This window comes from Cellulosimicrobium sp. CUA-896 (assembly GCF_001942335.1).
Taxonomy (GTDB): domain Bacteria; phylum Actinomycetota; class Actinomycetes; order Actinomycetales; family Cellulomonadaceae; genus Cellulosimicrobium.
Window position 1 is genome coordinate 108,403 of sequence record NZ_MKKH01000044.1, and the last position, 19,098, is coordinate 127,500.

A 19,098-nucleotide genomic window follows, 5' to 3' on the forward strand; every position below is an offset into this window, starting at 1 on the left:
TGGAGGACATCATGACTACCCCCCAGCAGAACGCCCGCCCGGTCACGGCCGTGCTCGGCACCAAGCTCGGGATGACGCAGCTCTGGGACGAGGCCGGTCGCCTCGTGCCCGTGACGGTCGTCGCGGTCGGCACCAACGTCATCACGCAGGTCCGTACGGCTGACGCCGACGGCTACGCCGCGGTCCAGCTCGCCTACGGGCAGATCGACCCGCGCAAGGTCACCAAGCCCCTCAAGGGCCACTTCGAGAGGCCGGCGTCACGCCGCGCCGCCACGTGGCCGAGGTCCGCACCTCCGACGCCGCCGAGTACGCGCTCGGCCAGGAGATCACCGCCGAGGCCTTCGAGGCCGGTGCCGTGGTCGACGTCGTGGGCACGACCAAGGGCAAGGGCACCGCCGGTGTCATGAAGCGTCACGGCTTCGCCGGCGTCGGCGCCTCGCACGGTGCCCACCGCAACCACCGCAAGCCCGGCTCGATCGGTGGGGCCTCGACCCCGTCGCGCGTGTTCAAGGGCCTGCGCATGGCCGGTCGCATGGGCAACGCCCGCCAGACCACCCAGAACCTGACCGTCCACGCGGTCGACGTCGAGAAGGGTCTGCTGCTCGTCAAGGGCGCGGTCCCCGGCCCCAAGGGCGGCGTCGTCCTCGTGCGCAGCGCCGCGAAGGGAGCGTGAACCCCATGGCTGAGCAGACCGCTCTGACCGTCGACGTCCTCGACGCGAACGGCACGAAGGCCGGCACCGCCGAGCTCCCCGCCGCGGTGTTCGACGTCGAGACGAACGTCCCGCTGATCCACCAGGTCGTCGTCGCGCAGCGCGCCGCCGCGCGCCAGGCACGCACGACACCAAGACCCGCGGCGAGGTCCGCGGCGGTGGCAAGAAGCCGTACAAGCAGAAGGGCACCGGTCGCGCCCGTCAGGGCTCGATCCGCGCGCCGCAGTTCGCCGGCGGTGGCACCGTCCACGGCCCGACGCCGCGCTCGTACGACCAGCGCACGCCCAAGAAGATGAAGCTGCCGCGCTGCGCGGCGCCTGTCCGACCGGGCGCGTCACGGCCGCGTGCACGTCGTCACGGGGTTCGGGGTCGACGGCACGCCGTCGACGCGGACCGCCCTCGCGACGCTCGCCAAGCTCTCCGGGCGCAAGCACGTCCTCGTGGTCACCGAGCGCGGTGACGACCTGACGATCAAGTCGCTGCGGAACGTCGAGCAGGTCCACCTCCTGGTGGCCGACCAGCTCAACACCTACGACGTCCTCGTCTCGGACGACGTCGTCTTCACGCAGGGCGCGCTCGACGCGTTCCTGGCCGGCCCGGTCAAGGGTCGCTCCGCGAAGGCCGTCGCCACCTCCACCGAGGCGGACGAGACTGCTGCCGAGGAGGCCGCGAAGTGACCACCGTGACCAAGGACCCCCGTGACGTGATCCTCGCGCCGGTCGTCTCCGAGAAGAGCTACGGCCTGCTCGACGAGGGCAAGTACACGTTCATCGTCGACCCGCGGAGCAACAAGACCGAGATCAAGATCGCGATCGAGCAGATCTTCGACGTCAAGGTCGCCTCGGTGAACACGATCAACCGCAAGGGCAAGGCGCGTCGCACGCGTTTCGGCCTGGGCAAGCGCAAGGACACCAAGCGTGCGATCGTCACCCTCCGCGAGGGCACGATCGACATCTTCGGCTGAGCCGACGAGAGCAGATTGAGGACAGATCCCCATGGGAATCCGTAAGTACAAGCCGACGACGCCCGGCCGCCGTGGCTCGAGCGTCGCCGACTTCGCCGAGATCACGCGCTCGCAGCCGGAGAAGTCTCTGGTCCGCCCGCTCTCCAAGAGCGGTGGCCGCAACAGCTCCGGCCGCATCACCACCCGGCACAAGGGCGGTGGCCACAAGCGTGCGTACCGCGTGATCGACTTCCGTCGTCACGACAAGGACGGCGTGCCCGCGAAGGTCGCGCACATCGAGTACGACCCCAACCGCACGGCGCGCATCGCGCTCCTGCACTACGCGGACGGCGAGAAGCGCTACATCCTCGCTCCGAGCCGCCTCAAGCAGGGCGACGTCATCGAGAACGGTGCCGGTGCCGACATCAAGCCCGGCAACAACCTGCCGCTGCGCAACATCCCGACCGGTACGGTCATCCACGCCATCGAGCTCCGGCCCGGCGGCGGCGCGAAGATCGCCCGCTCGGCCGGCGCGTCGGTGCAGCTCGTCGCGAAGGACGGACCGTACGCGCAGCTGCGCATGCCGTCCGGCGAGATCCGCAACGTCGACCTGCGCTGCCGCGCGACGGTCGGCGAGGTGGGCAACGCCGAGCAGTCGAACATCAACTGGGGCAAGGCCGGCCGCATGCGGTGGAAGGGCAAGCGCCCGACCGTCCGCGGTGTCGCGATGAACCCGATCGACCACCCGCACGGTGGTGGTGAGGGCAAGACCTCCGGTGGTCGCCACCCGGTGAGCCCGTGGGGTCAGCCCGAGGGCCGCACCCGTCGCCCCAACAAGCCGAGCGACAAGCTGATCGTGCGTCGCCGCCGCACCGGCAAGAAGCGCTGATAGGAGCCTGGAGACATGCCTCGTAGCCTGAAGAAGGGCCCCTTCGTCGACGACCACCTGCAGAAGAAGGTGGACGCTCAGAACGAGAAGGGGACCAAGAACGTCATCAAGACCTGGTCCCGTCGGTCGGTCATCACGCCCGACTTCCTCGGTCACACCTTTGCCGTGCACGACGGCCGCAAGCACACCCCGGTGTTCGTCACCGAGGCGATGGTCGGCCACAAGCTCGGCGAGTTCGCTCCCACGCGGACCTTCCGCGGCCACGTGAAGGACGACAAGAAGGGCCGTCGCCGCTGACTCGTGGGCCCCGGCCCGCGAGACAAGCAGTGACGTGCTCCTGACGGTCACAAGACAAGAAGGCAGGACAGCAATGGAAGCCAAGGCGCAGGCGCGGTTCGTCCGTGTCACGCCCCAGAAGGCCCGGCGCGTCGTGGACCTCATCCGTGGCAAGCAGGCCTCCGAGGCCGTCGCGGTGCTGAAGTTCGCACCGCAGTCGGCGAGCGAGCCCGTCCGCAAGGTCGTGGAGAGCGCCATCGCCAACGCCCGGGTGAAGGCCGACCGCGCGAGCGTCGCGTTCGAGGAGCAGGAGCTCGTCGTGCGCGAGGTGTTCGTCGACGAGGGCCCGACCCTCAAGCGTTTCCGCCCGCGTGCCCAGGGCCGCGCGAGCCGCATCCTCAAGCGCACGAGCCACATCACCGTGGTCGTGGCACCGAAGACGCAGCGTGAGAACAAGGAAGGGACCCGATAGTGGGACAGAAGGTTCACCCGCACGGGTACCGCCTCGCATCACCACCGACCACCGGTCGCGCTGGTTCGCCGACAGCACCAAGCCCGGTCAGCGGTACCGCGACTACGTCCGCGAGGACGTCCAGATCCGCAAGCTCATGAGCACCGGTCTCGAGCGCGCCGGCATCTCCAAGGTCGAGATCGAGCGCACCCGTGACCGCGTCCGCGTGGACATCCACACGGCGCGCCCCGGCATCGTCATCGGCCGCCGCGGCGCCGAGGCGGACCGCATCCGCGGCGAGCTGGAGAAGCTCACCGGCAAGCAGGTGCAGCTCAACATCCTCGAGGTCAAGAACGCGGAGATCGACGCGCAGCTCGTGGCCCAGGGGATCGCCGAGCAGCTCGCGAGCCGTGTCTCGTTCCGTCGCGCCATGCGCAAGGGCATCCAGTCCGCCCAGCGTGCCGGTGCGAAGGGCATCCGCGTGCAGGTCTCCGGCCGCCTCGGCGGCGCGGAGATGAGCCGGTCCGAGTTCTACCGCGAGGGTCGTGTGCCGCTGCACACGCTGCGCGCGAACATCGACTACGGCTTCTTCGAGGCCCGCACGACCTTCGGCCGCATCGGCGTGAAGGTGTGGATCTACAAGGGCGACATGACGGAGAAGGAGTGGGCGGCGCAGCAGGCGTCGGCCGCCCCGCGCCAGGGCCGTGGTCCCCGCGGCGACCGTGGCGAGCGCCGTGGTGGGCGTCGTCCCGAGCGTTCGGCCGAGCGGAGCGCTGCTCCCGAGGCGCCGGCCGCCGAGCAGGCCCCGGCCACGGAGCCCGCTCAGCAGGCCCCTGAGACCGGAACGGAGGCCTGAGCATGCTGATCCCGCGCAGGCTCAAGCACCGCAAGCAGCACCACCCGTCGCGCTCCGGCGCGGCGAAGGGTGGCACGCAGATCTCCTTCGGCGACTACGGCATCCAGGCTCTCGAGCCCGCGTACGTCACGAACCGGCAGATCGAGGCTGCTCGTATCGCGATGACCCGTCACATCAAGCGTGGCGGAAAGGTCTGGATCAACATCTACCCGGACCGCCCGCTGACGAAGAAGCCCGCCGAGACCCGCATGGGCTCCGGCAAGGGCTCGCCCGAGTGGTGGGTCGCCAACGTCAAGCCCGGCCGCATCGTGTTCGAGCTGGCCGGTGTCCCGGAGCCCCTGGCTCGCGAGGCGATGCGCCGCGCGATCCACAAGCTCCCGATGAAGTGCCGTTTCGTGGTGCGCGAGGGTGGTGGCAACTGATGGCTATCGGAACGAAGGGGCTCGCCCCGGTCGACCTGGACGCCATGGACGACGAGTCGCTCGTCGCGAAGCTCAAGGAGACCAAGGAGGAGCTGTTCAACCTCCGCTTCCAGTCGGCCACCGGCCAGCTGGAGAGCCACGGTCGCCTCAAGGCCGTGCGCCGCGACATCGCCCGGATCTACACGATCCTGCGTGAGCGCGAGCTCGGTATCCGTACTGCGCCGAGCGCCGAGTGAGTGAGGCTGGAATGAGCGAGAACGCAACGAACGTTCCTGTGGAGGACGCCACGCGCGCCAACCGCAAGACGCGCCGCGGCTACGTCGTGAGCGACAAGATGGACAAGACCGTGGTGGTCGAGGTCGAGGACCGGGTCAAGCACCCGCTCTACGGCAAGGTCATCCGGCGCACGAGCAAGGTCAAGGCGCACGACGAGCAGAACACCGCCGGCGTCGGCGACCTCGTGGTCATCATGGAGACCCGCCCGCTGTCCGCGACCAAGCGGTGGCGCCTGGTGGAGATCCTCGAGAAGGCCAAGTAAGGTCTGACGGTTCGCCGACAGGCACGGTCTGACGGGCGGCACGCTCCGCCCGTCACGACCGGTCTCGTGCCGGGCCCTCGGGCGCGGCAACCAGTGAGGACAGGACCGGGAGCGCTCCGCCCCCGGCCTGGCCGGTTCACCCGCGAGGGACCCGGCACTGACAGCTATCCGTTCGGCAAGGCTCGCCCACCGGCGAGAACCGGCTCGACGACAGGAGTACATACATGATCCAGCAGGAGTCGCGACTTCGTGTCGCCGACAACACGGGTGCCAAGGAGATCCTCTGCATCCGTGTTCTCGGTGGCTCGGGCCGTCGCTACGCCGGAATCGGTGACGTCATCGTCGCCACCGTCAAGGACGCGATCCCGGGCGGCAACGTGAAGAGGGGCGACGTCGTCAAGGCGGTCGTCGTCCGCACCGCCAAGGAGCGCCGTCGTCCGGACGGTTCCTACATCAAGTTCGACGAGAACGCGGCCGTGATCCTCAAGAACGACGGCGAGCCGCGCGGCACGCGCATCTTCGGCCCCGTCGGCCGTGAGCTGCGCGACAAGCGGTTCATGAAGATCATCTCGCTGGCTCCGGAGGTGCTCTGACCATGGCGAAGATCAAGAAGGGCGACCTCGTGGTCGTCATCGCGGGCAAGGACAAGGGCAAGCAGGGCCGCGTCCTCGAGGTCCTCAAGGACAGCGACCGCCTGGTCGTCGAGGGCGTCCAGCGCGTCACGAAGCACACCAAGGTCGGCCAGTCCCAGCGGGGCACCCGGACCGGTGGCATCGAGACGGTCGAGGCCCCGATCCACGTCAGCAACGTGATGGTCGTCGACCCGGAGACCAAGAAGGGCACCCGCGTCGGGTACCGCACCGAAGAGGTCGAGCGTGACGGCCGCCAGCGCACCGTTCGCGTGCGCGTCGCCAAGCGCTCCGGTAAGGACATCTGATGAGCACCGATATCGCAGCCCCCGAGGTCCCGCGCCTCAAGCAGCGCTACCGCGACGAGATCGTCGCCGGCCTGCGCGAGGAGTTCGGGCACGAGAACGTCAACCAGGTCGCCCGCGTCACGAAGATCGTCGTGAACATGGGTGTCGGTGACGCGGCCAAGGACTCGAAGCTCATCGAGGGCGCCATCCGGGACCTGTCCGCGATCACCGGCCAGAAGCCGCAGGTGACGAAGGCCCGCAAGTCCATCGCGCAGTTCAAGCTGCGCGAGGGCATGCCGATCGGTGCGCACGTCACGCTGCGCGGCGACCGGATGTGGGAGTTCCTCGACCGTCTGCTGTCGATCGCCCTGCCGCGCATCCGCGACTTCCGCGGTCTGTCGCCGAAGCAGTTCGACGGCCACGGCAACTACACGTTCGGCCTCACGGAGCAGTCGATGTTCCACGAGATCGACCAGGACAAGATCGACCGTGTCCGCGGCATGGACATCACGATCGTGACCACGGCGACGACCGACGACGAGGGCCGCTCCCTGCTGCGCCGTCTCGGTTTCCCCTTCAAGGAGAACTGACATGGCGAAGAAGGCCCTGATCAACAAGGCGGCCGCCAAGCCGAAGTTCGCGGTCCGCGCCTACACCCGGTGCCAGCGGTGCGGTCGTCCGCACTCCGTGTACCGCAAGTTCGGCCTGTGCCGCATCTGCCTGCGCGAGATGGCACACCGTGGTGAGCTTCCCGGCGTCACCAAGAGCAGCTGGTAACAACTACGTCGCCGGTCCCGGCGGGACGCGCCACGCGTGCGTCCGCCGGGATACCCCGACGAGGAAGGGCTGAAGCCCGATGACGATGACCGACCCGATCGCAGACATGCTCACGCGTCTGCGCAACGCGAACTCGGCCTACCACGAGACGGTCTCCATGCCGCACTCGAAGCTGAAGTCGCACATCGCCGAGATCCTCCAGGCCGAGGGCTACATCGCCGGCTGGAGCGTCGAGGACGCGAGGGTGGGCAAGACGCTCACCATCCAGCTCAAGTTCGGCCCGAACCGTGAGCGCAGCCTCGCCGGCGTGCGCCGCGTGTCGAAGCCCGGCCTGCGCGTCTACGCGAAGTCCACCAACCTGCCCAAGGTCCTCGGCGGCCTGGGCGTGGCGATCCTGTCCACGTCCTCCGGCCTGCTGACGGACAAGCAGGCCGCCACGAAGGGCGTGGGCGGCGAAGTCCTCGCCTACGTCTGGTAACCCGGAAAGGAGATCCGCCATGTCTCGAATCGGCAAGCTCCCCGTTCCGGTCCCGGCCGGCGTGGACGTCACCATCAGCGGCGCGCTCGTGACCGTGAAGGGCCCCAAGGGCTCTCTCGAGCACCGTGTGCCCGCTCCCATCAACGTCGCCCAGGAGGACGGCACCCTCGTGGTGACGCGCCCGGACGACGAGCGCGAGTCCCGCTCGCTGCACGGCCTCACGCGCACCCTGCTGGCGAACCTCGTCCAGGGCGTGACGCAGGGCTACGAGAAGAAGCTGGAGATCGTGGGCACGGGTTACCGCGTGACCGCGAAGGGTGCGGACCTCGAGTTCGCGCTCGGGTTCAGCCACCCGGTGGTCGTCTCGGCACCGGCCGGCATCACGTTCGCGGTCGAGAGCCCGACGAAGTTCTCGGTCTCCGGCATCGACAAGCAGCAGGTCGGCGAGGTCGCGGCGAACATCCGCAAGATCCGCAAGCCCGAGCCGTACAAGGGCAAGGGTGTGCGTTACGCCGGCGAGGTCGTCCGCCGCAAGGTCGGAAAGGCTGGTAAGTAACGATGGCTCTGAAGGTTCTCGGCAAGGGCAAGGCCGTCGCGCGTCAGCGCCGCCACCTGCGCCTGCGCAAGAAGATCAAGGGGACCGCCGCTCGTCCGCGCCTCGTGGTGACGCGCTCCACGCGCCACATCACGGCCCAGGTCGTCGACGACACGATCGGTCAGACCCTCGCGTCGGCGTCCTCCCTCGAGGCGGACCTGCGCGCTCTCGACGGCGACAAGAGCGCCAAGGCCCGTCGGGTCGGCGAGCTCGTCGCCGAGCGTGCGAAGGCCAAGGCGTCGACTCGGTCGTGTTCGACCGCGGTGGCAACAAGTACCACGGCCGGGTCGCGGCGGTCGCCGACGGCGCCCGCGAGGGCGGTCTGGCCCTGTGACGACGTCGACCATCCGTACACGGAAGCAAAGGATTCTCTGATGGCTGCAGGGCAGCGCAGCAACACCGGCGCCCCCACGGGTGCCGCCAACGAGTCGAGCGACCAGAACGCTCGCGGGGGACGCGACAACCGTCGTGACAACCGCCGCGACGGTCGCCGCGGCGACGCAGCCGAGAAGAACGCCTTCGTCGAGCGCGTCGTCACCATCAACCGCGTCGCCAAGGTCGTCAAGGGCGGCCGCCGCTTCAGCTTCACCGCGCTCGTCGTGGTGGGCGACGGCGACGGCACGGTCGGCGTCGGCTACGGCAAGGCGAAGGAGGTGCCCGCGGCGATCGCCAAGGGTGTCGAGGAGGCCAAGAAGAACTTCTTCAAGGTCCCGCGCATCCAGGGCACCATCCCGCATCCGATCCAGGGCGAGGCCGCCGCCGGCGTCGTCTTCCTCCGCCCGGCCTCTCCGGGTACCGGTGTGATCGCCGGTGGTCCGGTGCGCGCCGTGCTCGAGTGCGCAGGCATCCACGACGTGCTGAGCAAGTCGCTCGGCTCGTCCAACGCGATCAACATCGTGCACGCGACCGTGGAGGCGCTGCGCGGCCTGGAGCAGCCCGAGGCTGTCGCCGCGCGTCGTGGTCTCCCGCTCGAGGACGTGGCCCCGGCCGCGCTCCTGCGCGCGCGTGCTGCGGGGGTGAGCGCCTGATGGCCAGGCTGAAGGTGACCCAGAAGAAGTCCGCCATCGGCGGCAAGCAGAACCAGCGCGACACGCTGCGCACTCTGGGCCTCAAGCGGATCGGCGACACCGCCGTGAAGGAGGACCGCCCGGAGATCCGCGGCATGGTCGCGACGGTGGCGCACCTCGTCACCGTTGAGGAGGTCGAGTGACGATGCTGAGAAGGCCACGAAGAAGACCGCCGAGGCTCCGCAGGCGAAGGCGGCCGAGGTCGAGCAGGGTGCCGGCGGCACCCTCAAGGTCCACCACCTGCGTCCGGCCCCCGGCGCCAAGAAGGCCAAGACCCGCGTGGGTCGTGGTGAGGCGTCGAAGGGCAAGACGGCGGGCCGCGGTACCAAGGGTACGAAGGCGCGCTACCAGTCCCCGAGCGCTTCGAGGGCGGGCAGATGCCTCTGCACATGCGCCTGCCGAAGCTGCGCGGCTTCAAGAACCCGTTCCGCACCGAGTACCAGGTCGTCAACCTGGACAAGCTCGCGGCGCTGTACCCCGAGGGTGGCTCCGTCACCGTCGAGGACCTCGTCGCGAAGGGCGCGGTCCGCAAGGGCCAGCCGGTGAAGGTGCTGGGCACGGGCGAGATCACCGTCAAGCTCGAGGTCGCGGTCGACGCCCTCTCGGGTTCCGCGCGCGAGAAGATCCTCGCGGCGGGCGGCTCGGTCTCGCAGGACTGACACCGACGGACAGGGCCGGTGGCGCGCACGCGCCGTCGGCCCTGTCCGCGTCTGAGGGGAGCCGCAGCGCTCGTGCCCTCGATCCGGCCACGGTCCTGCCCGACGGCGGGGCAGGGCTAGACTTCTCCACGGTCCGTCGCCGGTCGCGCACCGGCCGGCCGCCCTCCACCGTCGGACGGGCGCCCGCCTGTCCGGTCGGCGGACATCGAATTGCCGAACGACGCGGCGCAACGGTTAGGGTGCCTCTTGGCGCCGGTGCCGTGCGTCACACCTCGCCGGGCCTCCCGGCGACACGACTTCCCGCCTCGGCGGGCCAGGAGGATAGGTGCTCAGCGCATTCGCCCGGGCTTTCCGGACGCCTGACCTGCGGCGCAAGCTGCTGTTCACGATCGCGATCATGGCGATCTTCCGGGTGGGCTCGTTCATCCCCACGCCGGGCGTGGACTACCCCAACGTGCAGCAGTGCATCGCCGAGTCGCAGAACAACGACCTGCTCGGCCTCGTCAACCTGTTCAGCGGGGGAGCGCTGCTCCAGCTGTCGATCTTCGCGCTCGGCATCATGCCGTACATCACCGCGAGCATCATCACCCAGCTGCTGCGCGTGGTGATCCCGCGCTTCGAGGCCCTGCACAAGGAGGGCCAGTCGGGGCAGGCGAAGCTCACGCAGTACACGCGCTACCTGACGATCGCGCTCGCGATCCTCCAGTCGACGACCGTCATCACGACGGCGCGCAACGGCCTGCTCTTCCAGGGCTGCTCGGTCGACGTCATCCCCGACGGCAGCTTCGTGACCCTGGCGCTCATGGTCGTCACGATGACCGCCGGCACGGGCCTGATCATGTGGCTCGGCGAGCTCATCACCGAGCGCGGCGTCGGCAACGGCATGTCGCTGCTGATCTTCACGTCGATCGCGGCCAGCTTCCCGACCGCCCTGTGGTCGATCGCGGGCGGCGCGAACGGCGCGGTGAACTTCATCATCATGATCGCGGTGATCATCCTCGTGATCGGGCTCGTCGTGTTCGTCGAGCAGTCGCAGCGCCGGATCCCGGTGCAGTACGCCAAGCGCATGGTGGGCCGGCGGATGTACGGGGGCTCGAGCACCTACATCCCGATCAAGATCAACATGGCGGGCGTCATCCCGGTCATCTTCGCGGCCTCGCTGCTCGCCGTCCCGGGCCTCATCGCCCAGTTCGGGGACCAGACCGCGGGCTGGGTCGTCTGGGTCAGCACGAACCTCGCCGACCCCGCGGCACCGCTGCACATCGCGCTGTACGTCGCGATGATCCTCTTCTTCTGCTTCTTCTACACGGCGATCACGTTCAACCCGGACGAGGTCGCGGACAACATGAAGAAGTACGGCGGCTTCATCCCGGGCATCCGCGCGGGTCGCCCGACCGCCGAGTACCTCGACTACGTCATCACCCGCATCACGTCCGCGGGCTCCATCTACCTCGCGCTCGTCGCCCTCCTGCCGACGCTCGTCCTCATCGGCCTCGGCGTGAGCACGAACATCCCGTTCGGTGGGTCCTCGATCCTCATCGTGGTGGGCGTCGGCCTGGAGACGGTCAAGCAGATCGACTCCCAGCTGCAGCAGCGCCACTACGAAGGGTTCCTCCGTTGAGCAACGCCTCCAGCACGTCGGGCCACGCGCGACTGGTCATCATGGGTCCGCAGGGCGCCGGGAAGGGCACGCAGGCGGCACGCCTCGCCGAGCGGCTCGCCGTCCCCGCCATCTCGACGGGTGACATCTTCCGCGCGAACATCAAGGGCGGCACCGAGCTCGGGCGGCTCGCGCAGGAGTACACCGCGAAGGGTGAGCTCGTCCCCGACTCCGTGACGAACGCGATGGTGCGGGACCGCCTCGCGCAGGACGACGCCGCGCGCGGGTTCATCCTCGACGGGTACCCGCGCAACGCGGCCCAGGTGACCGAGCTGGACGCGATCCTCGCGGACCTGGGCTGGGCGCTGGACGGCGTCGTGGAGCTCACCGCGGACCGCGACGAGCTGCTGGCGCGGCTCGCGCGCCGGGCGCAGATCGAGGGCCGGGAGGACGACACCGCCGAGGCGATCGCCCGCCGCCTGGACATCTACGAGGAGCAGACCGCCCCGCTCACGTCCGCGTACGCCGAGCGCGACCTGCTCGCACGCGTCGACGGGATCGGTGAGATCGACGAGGTCACCGAGCGCATCGTCACGGCGCTCGCGCCGGCGGTCGGCTGACGTCAGCTGCCGTCGGGCGGCGTCGAGCCGTCCGGGTGCGCGAGCGGGGGAGTGGGAGCACGGTGTTCGGTCGCGAGCGCATCGAGTACAAGACGCACGACCAGGTGCGGGCCATGCGGCGCGCGGGGCTGGTCGTGGCACAGGCGCTGGAGACGGTGCGCGGCGCCGCCCGCCCCGGCATGACGACGAGCGACCTCGACGAGCTCGCCGCCGCGGTCATCGCGGACGCCGGTGCCACGCCGTCGTTCCTCGGCTACGAGGGGTACCCCGCGACGGTCTGCGTCTCCGTGAACGACGAGGTCGTCCACGGCATCCCGGGCCCGCGCGAGCTGCGTCCGGGCGACGTCGTGTCGGTCGACTGCGGTGCGATCGTGGACGGCTGGCACGGCGACTCCGCGGCGTCCTTCGTGCTCGGTGACGCGGACCCCGCGGACGAGGCGCTCGTCGAGGCGACGCGGCGTGCGATGTGGGACGGGATCGCGGCGCTCGCCACGAGCGAGAGGCTGGGAGGCGTCGGCGCCGCGATCGAGGACTCGGTACGCGAGTCCGGCGCGCGGTCGGGCGTCGTCTTCGGGATCGTCGAGGAGTACGTCGGGCACGGCATCGGGTCCGCGATGCACCAGCCGCCCGACGTGCCGAACCACCGCACGCGCGAACGCGGGCCGCGGTTGAGGCCGGGCATGTGCCTGGCGATCGAGCCGATGCTCACGCGCGGGGAGCGCCTCACGCAGGTGTGCGAGGACGACTGGACCGTCGTGACCGACGACGGGTCGCGCTCGGCGCACTGGGAGCACAGCGTCGCCCTTCTGGAGGGCGGGATCTGGGTCCTCACGGCGGTCGACGGCGGGCGGCAGGAGCTCGCCGACCGCGGGGTCGAGATCGCGCCGCTCGCCGGCTGACGCCGGGGCGGCTCCGCGCCTGGCACGGTGGCGACGGGCGTCGCGCCCGACGCTCGCAGCACCTGCGGCGGCGGGCGACCCGGTTTCGCAAGGCTTGCCCGATGCCGTAGGATGGACCGTTGGGTGTAGTCCGTGCGGACCGACCTGCCCGGTGTGCCCGACCATGCGGCCGGGTGCCAGGGTCGGTGCGCGGCTCCACACGACGATCCATGCGCACGGGCGGGTCCTGCGCGCACGGAGACCGAGCAGTTCAGACGAGAGTTAGCGGAGGACATGGCAAAGAAGGACGGTGTCATCGAGATCGAGGGCAGCGTGGTCGAGGCCCTGCCGAACGCGATGTTCCGCGTGGAGCTGGCGAACGGCCACAAGGTGCTCGCACACATCTCGGGCAAGATGCGTCAGCACTACATCCGGATCCTCCCCGAGGACCGCGTGGTGGTCGAGCTCAGCCCGTACGACCTGTCCCGCGGCCGCATCGTCTACCGCTACAAGTAGTCGCCACGCGTCCACCACCCACCAGTCGCCGACGCCGGACCGACGGGCACGCCCGCGCGGTCGCGCACGGCGTCGGAGCACCACGAGGGAACACTGATGAAGGTCAAGCCCAGCGTCAAGAAGATCTGCGACAAGTGCAAGGTGATCCGCCGGCACGGTCGCGTCATGGTGATCTGCGACAACCTGCGGCACAAGCAGCGCCAGGGCTGAGCCCGCGCCTGCGCCACGGGTGACGGCCTCCGGGCCGGATCACCAGGTCGACCCGCCGTCCGGCGGGCGCCCACCAGCGCACCACCACGAACCTGCCCGTGCGGCGGCCGCTCCGCGGACCGCGCGAAGGGGCAGGGGAACCCTCGGCTCGGAGGCCGGGGCCCGCGGATCTCGCGGGAGGGCGGTGCGGCAGACCTCCGAACGAAGCACGAGGAGCCGAAAGGCACATGGCACGTCTCATCGGCGTCGACCTCCCCCGCGACAAGCGGCTCGAGGTGGCGCTCACCTACATCTTCGGCGTCGGCCGTACCCGCGCGCAGCAGACGCTGTCCGCCACGGGCATCAGCCCCGACGTCCGCGTGAAGGACCTCGGCGACGCCGAGCTCGTCGCGCTCCGTGACTACCTCGAGGGCAACTTCAAGCTCGAGGGTGACCTCCGTCGTGAGGTGGCCGCCGACATCCGCCGCAAGGTCGAGATCGGCACCTACCAGGGGCTGCGTCACCGCCGCGGCCTTCCCGTGCGCGGGCAGCGCACGAAGACCACGCGCGCACCCGCAAGGGCCCGAAGCGCACCGTGGCCGGCAAGAAGAAGGCCCGCTAAGCAGCAGTCCGCCGTGCGGGCCCGGGCGCGCGCTCAGCAGCGAGCAGCCCGCCGCCGCGGTCCGACCACCTCAGACCAGGAGAGAACCAGCACATGCCTCCCAAGACTCGCGCCGCCTCCGGCACGCGCAAGCCGCGCCGCAAGGACAAGAAGAACGTCCCGCACGGCCAGGCGCACATCAAGAGCACCTTCAACAACACCATCGTGTCGATCACGGACCCGTCGGGCGCCGTGATCTCCTGGGCCTCGGCCGGGCACGTGGGCTTCAAGGGCTCCCGCAAGTCCACGCCGTTCGCCGCGCAGCTCGCGGCGGAGTCGGCGGCTCGCCGCGCCCAGGAGCACGGCGTGAAGAAGGTCGACGTCTTCGTCAAGGGTCCCGGTTCCGGCCGCGAGACCGCGATCCGCTCCCTCCAGGCCACGGGCCTCGAGGTCGGCTCGATCCAGGACGTGACGCCGCAGGCGCACAACGGCTGCCGCCCGCCGAAGCGTCGTCGCGTCTGACGACGCCCTCGGCAGGACGCCGTCGACGGTCCCGGGGTGGTTCGCGCACCGCGGGAGCGTCGACGGCACCGGCTCGTCCGGGCGCACCGCGACCCGACGGCCACGTCCCTGCCTTCCCGGCCGGGTGGACCGAGTCCCGCCCGGGAGCGCGCGCCGCAGGCGCGCACCTCGCCCTGAACCGTGCAGCGTCATATGGCGGACGCTCACCGAAAGGAAACCATCAGTGCTGATCGCACAGCGCCCCACCTTGACCGAAGAGGTCATCGGGGAGAACCGTTCGCGCTTCTCCATCGAGCCGCTGGAGCCGGGCTTCGGCTACACGCTCGGCAACTCGCTGCGTCGCACGCTGCTGTCGTCCATCCCGGGCGCAGCGGTCACCTCCATCCGGATCGACGGTGTGCTCCACGAGTTCACCACCGTCCCGGGTGTGAAGGAGGACGTCACCGAGATCATCCTCAACATCAAGAACCTCGTCGTCTCCTCGGAGAACGACGAGCCCGTCGTGATGTACCTGCGCAAGCAGGGCGCTGGCGCGGTCACCGCTGCGGACATCGTCCCGCCGGCGGGCGTGGAAGTCCACAACACGGACCTGCACATCGCCACCCTGAACGACAAGGGCAAGCTCGAGATCGAGCTCACCGTCGAGCGTGGCCGCGGCTACGTCTCCGCGGCGCAGAACAAGACGTTCGACGCGGAGATCGGCCGCATCCCGGTCGACTCGATCTACTCGCCCGTCCTCAAGGTGACGTACAAGGTCGAGGCGACCCGTGTCGAGCAGCGCACCGACTTCGACAAGCTCGTCGTCGACGTCGAGACGAAGCCCGCGATCTCGCCGCGCGACGCTCTCGCGTCGGCCGGCAAGACGCTGGTCGAGCTGTTCGGGCTGGCCCGCGAGCTCAACGTCGAGGCCGAGGGCATCGAGATCGGCCCGTCGCCGACGGACGCGGCGCTCGCCGCGGACCTCGCGCTGCCGATCGAGGAGCTCAACCTCACGATCCGCTCGTACAACTGCCTCAAGCGCGAGGGGATCCACCAGGTGGGCGAGCTCGTCGCACGCAGCGAGGCCGACCTGCTGGACATCCGCAACTTCGGGGCGAAGTCCATCAACGAGGTCAAGGAGAAGCTCGCCGAGCTGGGCCTGTCCCTCAAGGACTCGCCGCTCGACTTCGACCCGTCGGCCGCGTCGTACTACGACGGCGACGAGGACGAGCCGACGTACTCGGACACCGAGCAGCAGTTCTGACCCGGCGGCGACCGGCGACTCCACACCTTCAGCGCGTCCGGGACAGTTCCCCTGGCCGCGACCACTTCTCAAGGAGCACATCCCATGCCTACCCCCACCAAGGCCCGCGGCTCGGCGGTGGCCCGGCTCACGAGCGTCTGATCCTCGCGAACCTGTCCACGCAGCTGTTCGAGCACGGCCGCATCACGACCACGGAGACGAAGGCCAAGCGCCTTCGCCCGCTGGCCGAGCGCCTCATCACGTTCGCCAAGCGCGGTGACCTGCACGCGCGCCGTCGCGTCCTGCGCGTCGTGCGCGACAAGTCCGTGGTGCACGCGCTGTTCACCGAGATCGCCCCGCAGATGGCGGAGCGCAACGGTGGCTACACGCGCATCACGAAGGTCGGCACGCGCAAGGGCGACAACGCGCCCCTCGCGGTCATCGAGCTCGTCACCGAGCCGGTGAGCCCGAAGCAGGCCGTGGTCCGCGAGGCGGAGAAGGCCACGGAGAAGGCGGGCAGGAAGAAGTCCGACAAGGCCGCGACGAAGACCGAGTCCCCGGTCGAGGACGCCCCGGTCGAGGACGCTCCGGTCGAGGCCTCGGACGAGAAGACCGAGGACGCCCAGGAGCCGAAGGAGTCCTGACGCTCCCGCTCCTCACGTCGACGGGCCCGGAACCGCACGGTTCCGGGCTCGTCGGCGTTCCCGTGCGGCGCGCCCGCCGACCTCCTAGGGTCGAGGCGTGCACCGCGGCGACGACACGTCCGCTCCTCCCGTGCTCCTCGTCCACGGGTCCCGCACCTCGCGGACGATGTGGCGGGTGCAGGAGGAGTCGCTGTCGCGCGCGGGCGTTCGGGCTCTCGCGGTGGACCTGCCGGGCCACGGCGGCCGCCGCGGCGAGGCGTTCACGCTGGACGGGGCCGTGGGTGCCGTGCTCGAGGGGATCGACGACCTCGGGGGTGCGGCGCTGGTCGTCGGGCTGTCCCTCGGGGGGTACGTCGCCGTCGAGGCCCGCGCGCGACGGCCGGCAGGCGTCCTGGGGCTCGTCGCGGCGAGCTGCTCGACAGCGCCCACCACGGTGCTGCGCGACGCGTGGCTGCTCGCCGCCCGGGGGATCGAACGGCTGCCCGACGGGGGTGCAGCGCTCAACCAGGCGCTCGTCGACCGCGCCCTGCCGCCGCCCGCGGCCGCGACCTCGCGGCCGGAGGGTTCGCTCTCGACGTGATGAGCGCGATCCTGCGCGAGATGCGGAGCGCGGACCCGCTCGCGGCGATCGCGGCGACGGACAGCCCGGTGTGGATCGTCAACGGCCGCTGGGACCACTTCCGCACGGGCGAGCGGTCGTTCCTCGCGGCTGCCCGTCGCGGAGGCGCGCCGGCCCGCCTGGTCGTCGTGCCCGGGGCCCGCCACCTCGTGAGCCTCGACCGGCCCGTCGCGTTCTCCCGCGTGCTGCTCGAGGCGGTCGCCGACGTCGCGGGGCGCCCCCGCGCAGGCCTCCTGCGGCCGGCGGACGGCGCCCCGGGCCCTGTGGCGGCGACGTCAGGAGGGCGGGAGGTCCCACGCGCGCGCGCCACCGACGAGCGCGGCGGAGTTCGGCACGACGACGACGTCCTCCCCGAGCCGCTCGCGCACCGTCGGCGTGATCAGCCGCGCGTTCCCGCCGCCGAGGTAGAGCCGGTCCCACCAGAACACCGGCCGCAGGCCGTCGACGACCGCGAGCACGCGTCGCGACCACAACGCGTTCCCGAGCCGGCGCCGTTCCGGCTCGCCGACGTAGGCGTCGTAGGAGGTGCCGCGTCGCACGGGGGCGCGCGACCACTCGAGATGGGGCGCGAGCCGGCCGCCGTGGAAGAGCGCGGAACCCAGTCCGGTGCCGAGCGTCAGGACGAGCTCGAGCCCGGACGCGGCCACCACGCCGGCGCCGTGCACCTCGGCGTCGTTGAGCACGAGCGCGGGGACGCCCAGCCGTCGCGCGACCGCGGCCTGCACGTCGAAGCTCGACCAGGCCTCGACCAGCGCGGGGTCGACCCGTGAGCGCGGGCCGCTGCGCGTGACGTAGTGGGGCGTGTGGACGACGACGCCTCGCCGGATCATCCCCGGCATGCCCACGGTCACGCGGTCCGCGTCCGGCAGCCGTGCCGCGAGGTCCGCGACCGTGTCCACGAGGAGCTCTGGTGGCAGCGGGTACGGGGTGGGGACACGGAGGGGCGTGGCGTGCGCGGTCCCCGAGGAGTCGAGCACGTTCGCCTTGATCCCGCCGCCTCCGCAGTCGACGGCGAGGGTGCGGGGGTCGGTGGTCACGGACCGCAGCGTAGGCACCCCGGCGCGCACGTCGCACGGGCACGCCGCCCGGCTCGGGGGACGCGGGCGTGTACGGCACCCGGCGTCGGCGGCTACCGTGAGTGCCCGTGACCCACGCGCCGAACCCGACCTCCGCGGACCGCTCCGCGGCTTCCCCCGCGGCACCGTCGACGCCGCGGACCGGCGGGGTCCGCGTGCGCCTGGACCTGGCCTACGAGGGCACCGCGTTCGCGGGCTGGGCGCGCCAGCCCGGGCTGCGCACCGTGCAGGGCGCGGTCGAGGACGGCCTCGCCACGCTGCTGCGCGGCGACCCACCGCGTCTGACGGTCGCGGGTCGGACGGACGCCGGCGTGCACGCACGGGGCCAGGTGGCGCACCTCGACCTCACGAGCGCGCAGTGGGACGCCCTGCCCGGTCGCTCGGACCGGTCGCCTGGGGACGCCCTCGTCGCCCGGCTCGCCGGGGTGCTGCCCCCGGACGTCGTGGTGCGCCGCGCCACGGCGGCGCCGGAGGGGTTCGACGCGCGCTTCTCCGCGCTGCGCCGCGCCTACACGTACCGCGTCGCGGACGATCCGCTGCTGCGCGACCCGCTGCGGCGGGGATGGACGCTGTGGAACCGGCGCCCGCTCGACGTCGCCGCGATGGACGAGGCCGTCCGGCCCCTGCTCGGGGTGCGGGACTTCGCCGCGTTCTGCAAGCCCCGGCCCGGCGCCACGACGATCCGCGAGCTGCAGCACCTGTCGTGGTCGCGGCCGGTCGACGGGCCGGACGCCGGGCTCGTCGTCGCGCACGTCCGCGCCGACGCGTTCTGCCACAACATGGTCCGCGCGCTCGTGGGCGCGTCGCTCGCCGTGGGGGAGGGCCGCCGCGACGTGACCTGGCCGGCCGCCCTGCTCGCGAGCCGGCGCCGCGACGGCGGGGCGGGCGTCGTGCCCGCGCACGGGCTGGTCCTCGAGGAGGTGACGTACCCGCCGGACGCGCAGCTCGCGGAGAGGGCGGAGCGCGTCCGGGCGGTCCGCAACGACGAGGACGTGTGGGACGCCGCCGAGCGGCGGTGACCGCTCGGCGGCG

At 70.9% G+C, this 19,098-nt stretch carries 25 protein-coding genes and 7 pseudogenes; 31 read left to right on the forward strand and 1 reads right to left on the reverse strand.

Features of this window, described 5'->3' with window-relative positions:
- Nucleotides 1–11 precede the first annotated feature (11 nt).
- From rplC to BJF88_RS22345, 30 genes and pseudogenes are all read left to right on the forward strand, one after another.
- A pseudogene (gene rplC, locus BJF88_RS13530) lies at nucleotides 12–673 on the forward strand (50S ribosomal protein L3).
- Nucleotides 674–678: 5 nt separating this feature from the next.
- Nucleotides 679–1,389, forward strand: a pseudogene (rplD, locus tag BJF88_RS13535) (50S ribosomal protein L4).
- On the forward strand, nucleotides 1,386–1,676 hold the full coding sequence (gene rplW, locus BJF88_RS13540) for a 50S ribosomal protein L23 (protein ID WP_075829206.1): 291 nt from the start codon (nucleotides 1,386–1,388) through the stop codon (nucleotides 1,674–1,676). The pseudogene rplD and the gene rplW overlap by 4 nt, the downstream one beginning before the upstream one ends.
- A gap of 31 nt (nucleotides 1,677–1,707) precedes the next feature.
- Nucleotides 1,708–2,544, forward strand: coding sequence for a 50S ribosomal protein L2 (gene rplB, locus BJF88_RS13545; protein ID WP_075829207.1), 837 nt, complete (start codon nucleotides 1,708–1,710; stop codon nucleotides 2,542–2,544).
- A 15-nt stretch (nucleotides 2,545–2,559) separates the two neighbouring features.
- On the forward strand, nucleotides 2,560–2,841 hold the full coding sequence (gene rpsS / locus BJF88_RS13550) for a 30S ribosomal protein S19 (RefSeq protein ID WP_075829208.1): 282 nt from the start codon (nucleotides 2,560–2,562) through the stop codon (nucleotides 2,839–2,841).
- A gap of 73 nt (nucleotides 2,842–2,914) precedes the next feature.
- Nucleotides 2,915–3,292, forward strand: a complete 378-nt coding sequence (rplV, locus tag BJF88_RS13555) for a 50S ribosomal protein L22 (protein ID WP_075829209.1) — start codon at nucleotides 2,915–2,917, stop codon at nucleotides 3,290–3,292.
- Nucleotides 3,292–4,127 (forward strand): annotated as a pseudogene (gene rpsC, locus BJF88_RS13560) (30S ribosomal protein S3). The gene rplV and the pseudogene rpsC overlap by 1 nt, the downstream one beginning before the upstream one ends.
- A gap of 2 nt (nucleotides 4,128–4,129) precedes the next feature.
- Nucleotides 4,130–4,549, forward strand: a complete 420-nt coding sequence (gene rplP, locus BJF88_RS13565; RefSeq protein WP_075829210.1) for a 50S ribosomal protein L16 — start codon at nucleotides 4,130–4,132, stop codon at nucleotides 4,547–4,549.
- Nucleotides 4,549–4,785: a 50S ribosomal protein L29 gene (gene rpmC, locus BJF88_RS13570; RefSeq protein ID WP_075829211.1), complete on the forward strand. Its 237-nt coding sequence runs from the start codon at nucleotides 4,549–4,551 to the stop codon at nucleotides 4,783–4,785. The genes rplP and rpmC overlap by 1 nt, the downstream gene beginning before the upstream one ends.
- Nucleotides 4,786–4,796: 11 nt before the next feature.
- On the forward strand, nucleotides 4,797–5,087 hold the full coding sequence (gene rpsQ, locus BJF88_RS13575; RefSeq protein ID WP_139316082.1) for a 30S ribosomal protein S17: 291 nt from the start codon (nucleotides 4,797–4,799) through the stop codon (nucleotides 5,085–5,087).
- Nucleotides 5,088–5,311: 224 nt separating this feature from the next.
- Nucleotides 5,312–5,680, forward strand: a complete 369-nt coding sequence (rplN, locus tag BJF88_RS13580) for a 50S ribosomal protein L14 (protein WP_075829213.1) — start codon at nucleotides 5,312–5,314, stop codon at nucleotides 5,678–5,680.
- Nucleotides 5,681–5,682: 2 nt separating this feature from the next.
- The gene (rplX, locus tag BJF88_RS13585; protein ID WP_075829214.1) at nucleotides 5,683–6,024 is read left to right on the forward strand and encodes a 50S ribosomal protein L24; all 342 of its coding nucleotides are present in this window, start codon (nucleotides 5,683–5,685) and stop codon (nucleotides 6,022–6,024) included.
- Nucleotides 6,024–6,593, forward strand: coding sequence for a 50S ribosomal protein L5 (gene rplE / locus BJF88_RS13590; RefSeq protein ID WP_069386378.1), 570 nt, complete (start codon nucleotides 6,024–6,026; stop codon nucleotides 6,591–6,593). The genes rplX and rplE overlap by 1 nt, the downstream gene beginning before the upstream one ends.
- Before the next feature lies 1 nt (nucleotide 6,594).
- On the forward strand, nucleotides 6,595–6,780 hold the full coding sequence (locus tag BJF88_RS13595; protein ID WP_069386379.1) for a type Z 30S ribosomal protein S14: 186 nt from the start codon (nucleotides 6,595–6,597) through the stop codon (nucleotides 6,778–6,780).
- A 79-nt stretch (nucleotides 6,781–6,859) separates the two neighbouring features.
- On the forward strand, nucleotides 6,860–7,258 hold the full coding sequence (rpsH, locus tag BJF88_RS13600) for a 30S ribosomal protein S8 (protein WP_069386380.1): 399 nt from the start codon (nucleotides 6,860–6,862) through the stop codon (nucleotides 7,256–7,258).
- Nucleotides 7,259–7,277: 19 nt separating this feature from the next.
- On the forward strand, nucleotides 7,278–7,814 hold the full coding sequence (gene rplF / locus BJF88_RS13605) for a 50S ribosomal protein L6 (protein ID WP_075829215.1): 537 nt from the start codon (nucleotides 7,278–7,280) through the stop codon (nucleotides 7,812–7,814).
- A 2-nt stretch (nucleotides 7,815–7,816) separates the two neighbouring features.
- Nucleotides 7,817–8,187, forward strand: a pseudogene (rplR, locus tag BJF88_RS13610) (50S ribosomal protein L18).
- Between the two features lie 40 nt (nucleotides 8,188–8,227).
- Entirely contained in the window at nucleotides 8,228–8,881 is a 654-nt protein-coding gene (gene rpsE, locus BJF88_RS13615) for a 30S ribosomal protein S5 (protein WP_075829216.1), read from the forward strand.
- Nucleotides 8,881–9,063, forward strand: coding sequence for a 50S ribosomal protein L30 (gene rpmD, locus BJF88_RS13620; RefSeq protein ID WP_069386384.1), 183 nt, complete (start codon nucleotides 8,881–8,883; stop codon nucleotides 9,061–9,063). Before rpsE ends, rpmD begins: the two co-directional genes overlap by 1 nt.
- Nucleotides 9,047–9,579 (forward strand): annotated as a pseudogene (rplO, locus tag BJF88_RS13625) (50S ribosomal protein L15). The gene rpmD and the pseudogene rplO overlap by 17 nt, the downstream one beginning before the upstream one ends.
- Nucleotides 9,580–9,904: 325 nt before the next feature.
- Nucleotides 9,905–11,200 carry a preprotein translocase subunit SecY gene (gene secY, locus BJF88_RS13630; RefSeq protein ID WP_075829217.1) on the forward strand — a complete coding sequence of 432 codons (1,296 nt, stop codon included), beginning with the start codon at nucleotides 9,905–9,907 and terminating at the stop codon, nucleotides 11,198–11,200.
- Nucleotides 11,201–11,241: 41 nt separating this feature from the next.
- Nucleotides 11,242–11,799 (forward strand): adenylate kinase, encoded by a 558-nt coding sequence (locus tag BJF88_RS13635; RefSeq protein WP_075829218.1) that lies wholly within the window; start codon nucleotides 11,242–11,244, stop codon nucleotides 11,797–11,799.
- Between the two features lie 62 nt (nucleotides 11,800–11,861).
- Nucleotides 11,862–12,698 carry a type I methionyl aminopeptidase gene (gene map / locus BJF88_RS13640; RefSeq protein WP_075829238.1) on the forward strand — a complete coding sequence of 279 codons (837 nt, stop codon included), beginning with the start codon at nucleotides 11,862–11,864 and terminating at the stop codon, nucleotides 12,696–12,698.
- A 273-nt stretch (nucleotides 12,699–12,971) separates the two neighbouring features.
- On the forward strand, nucleotides 12,972–13,193 hold the full coding sequence (gene infA / locus BJF88_RS13645; RefSeq protein ID WP_012867920.1) for a translation initiation factor IF-1: 222 nt from the start codon (nucleotides 12,972–12,974) through the stop codon (nucleotides 13,191–13,193).
- A 96-nt stretch (nucleotides 13,194–13,289) separates the two neighbouring features.
- Complete coding sequence (rpmJ, locus tag BJF88_RS13650) at nucleotides 13,290–13,403, forward strand: 50S ribosomal protein L36 (protein WP_003956441.1); 114 nt, start codon at nucleotides 13,290–13,292, stop codon at nucleotides 13,401–13,403.
- A 227-nt stretch (nucleotides 13,404–13,630) separates the two neighbouring features.
- A pseudogene (gene rpsM / locus BJF88_RS13655) lies at nucleotides 13,631–14,004 on the forward strand (30S ribosomal protein S13).
- Between the two features lie 93 nt (nucleotides 14,005–14,097).
- On the forward strand, nucleotides 14,098–14,505 hold the full coding sequence (gene rpsK, locus BJF88_RS13660) for a 30S ribosomal protein S11 (RefSeq protein WP_075829219.1): 408 nt from the start codon (nucleotides 14,098–14,100) through the stop codon (nucleotides 14,503–14,505).
- Nucleotides 14,506–14,728: 223 nt separating this feature from the next.
- On the forward strand, nucleotides 14,729–15,748 hold the full coding sequence (locus BJF88_RS13665) for a DNA-directed RNA polymerase subunit alpha (protein WP_075829220.1): 1,020 nt from the start codon (nucleotides 14,729–14,731) through the stop codon (nucleotides 15,746–15,748).
- Nucleotides 15,749–15,832: 84 nt separating this feature from the next.
- A pseudogene (rplQ, locus tag BJF88_RS13670) lies at nucleotides 15,833–16,371 on the forward strand (50S ribosomal protein L17).
- A 97-nt stretch (nucleotides 16,372–16,468) separates the two neighbouring features.
- Nucleotides 16,469–16,951, forward strand: a complete 483-nt coding sequence (locus BJF88_RS22345) for an alpha/beta fold hydrolase (protein ID WP_075829221.1) — start codon at nucleotides 16,469–16,471, stop codon at nucleotides 16,949–16,951.
- A 314-nt stretch (nucleotides 16,952–17,265) separates the two neighbouring features.
- Here BJF88_RS22345 and BJF88_RS13680 read toward each other — a convergent pair whose 3' ends face one another.
- The gene (locus tag BJF88_RS13680) at nucleotides 17,266–18,027 is read right to left on the reverse strand and encodes an ROK family protein (protein WP_369824613.1); all 762 of its coding nucleotides are present in this window, start codon (nucleotides 18,025–18,027) and stop codon (nucleotides 17,266–17,268) included.
- 194 nt (nucleotides 18,028–18,221) lie between these two features.
- Here BJF88_RS13680 and truA point away from each other — a divergent pair, with 194 nt between their 5' ends.
- Nucleotides 18,222–19,085, forward strand: a complete 864-nt coding sequence (truA, locus tag BJF88_RS13685) for a tRNA pseudouridine(38-40) synthase TruA (protein ID WP_075829241.1) — start codon at nucleotides 18,222–18,224, stop codon at nucleotides 19,083–19,085.
- Nucleotides 19,086–19,098: the final 13 nt, after the last annotated feature.

Bases quoted from the DNA above. Each gene is read 5' to 3' on its own strand.
- BJF88_RS13635 (WP_075829218.1), top strand. From the start codon at position 11,242: ATGGGTCCGCAGGGCGCCGGGAAGGGCACGCAGGCGGCACGCCTCGCC.
- rpsQ (WP_139316082.1), top strand. From the start codon at position 4,797: ATGAGCGAGAACGCAACGAACGTTCCTGTGGAGGACGCCACGCGCGCC.
- rpmD (WP_069386384.1), top strand. From the start codon at position 8,881: ATGGCCAGGCTGAAGGTGACCCAGAAGAAGTCCGCCATCGGCGGCAAG.
- BJF88_RS13595 (WP_069386379.1), top strand. From the start codon at position 6,595: ATGGCGAAGAAGGCCCTGATCAACAAGGCGGCCGCCAAGCCGAAGTTC.
- rpsH (WP_069386380.1), top strand. From the start codon at position 6,860: ATGACGATGACCGACCCGATCGCAGACATGCTCACGCGTCTGCGCAAC.
- rplN (WP_075829213.1), top strand. From the start codon at position 5,312: ATGATCCAGCAGGAGTCGCGACTTCGTGTCGCCGACAACACGGGTGCC.
- rplX (WP_075829214.1), top strand. From the start codon at position 5,683: ATGGCGAAGATCAAGAAGGGCGACCTCGTGGTCGTCATCGCGGGCAAG.
- rplE (WP_069386378.1), top strand. From the start codon at position 6,024: ATGAGCACCGATATCGCAGCCCCCGAGGTCCCGCGCCTCAAGCAGCGC.
- rplV (WP_075829209.1), top strand. From the start codon at position 2,915: ATGGAAGCCAAGGCGCAGGCGCGGTTCGTCCGTGTCACGCCCCAGAAG.
- rplF (WP_075829215.1), top strand. From the start codon at position 7,278: ATGTCTCGAATCGGCAAGCTCCCCGTTCCGGTCCCGGCCGGCGTGGAC.
- infA (WP_012867920.1), top strand. From the start codon at position 12,972: ATGGCAAAGAAGGACGGTGTCATCGAGATCGAGGGCAGCGTGGTCGAG.
- rplB (WP_075829207.1), top strand. From the start codon at position 1,708: ATGGGAATCCGTAAGTACAAGCCGACGACGCCCGGCCGCCGTGGCTCG.
- rpmC (WP_075829211.1), top strand. From the start codon at position 4,549: ATGGCTATCGGAACGAAGGGGCTCGCCCCGGTCGACCTGGACGCCATG.
- rpsE (WP_075829216.1), top strand. From the start codon at position 8,228: ATGGCTGCAGGGCAGCGCAGCAACACCGGCGCCCCCACGGGTGCCGCC.
- rpsK (WP_075829219.1), top strand. From the start codon at position 14,098: ATGCCTCCCAAGACTCGCGCCGCCTCCGGCACGCGCAAGCCGCGCCGC.
- rplP (WP_075829210.1), top strand. From the start codon at position 4,130: ATGCTGATCCCGCGCAGGCTCAAGCACCGCAAGCAGCACCACCCGTCG.
- rpmJ (WP_003956441.1), top strand. From the start codon at position 13,290: ATGAAGGTCAAGCCCAGCGTCAAGAAGATCTGCGACAAGTGCAAGGTG.
- rpsS (WP_075829208.1), top strand. From the start codon at position 2,560: ATGCCTCGTAGCCTGAAGAAGGGCCCCTTCGTCGACGACCACCTGCAG.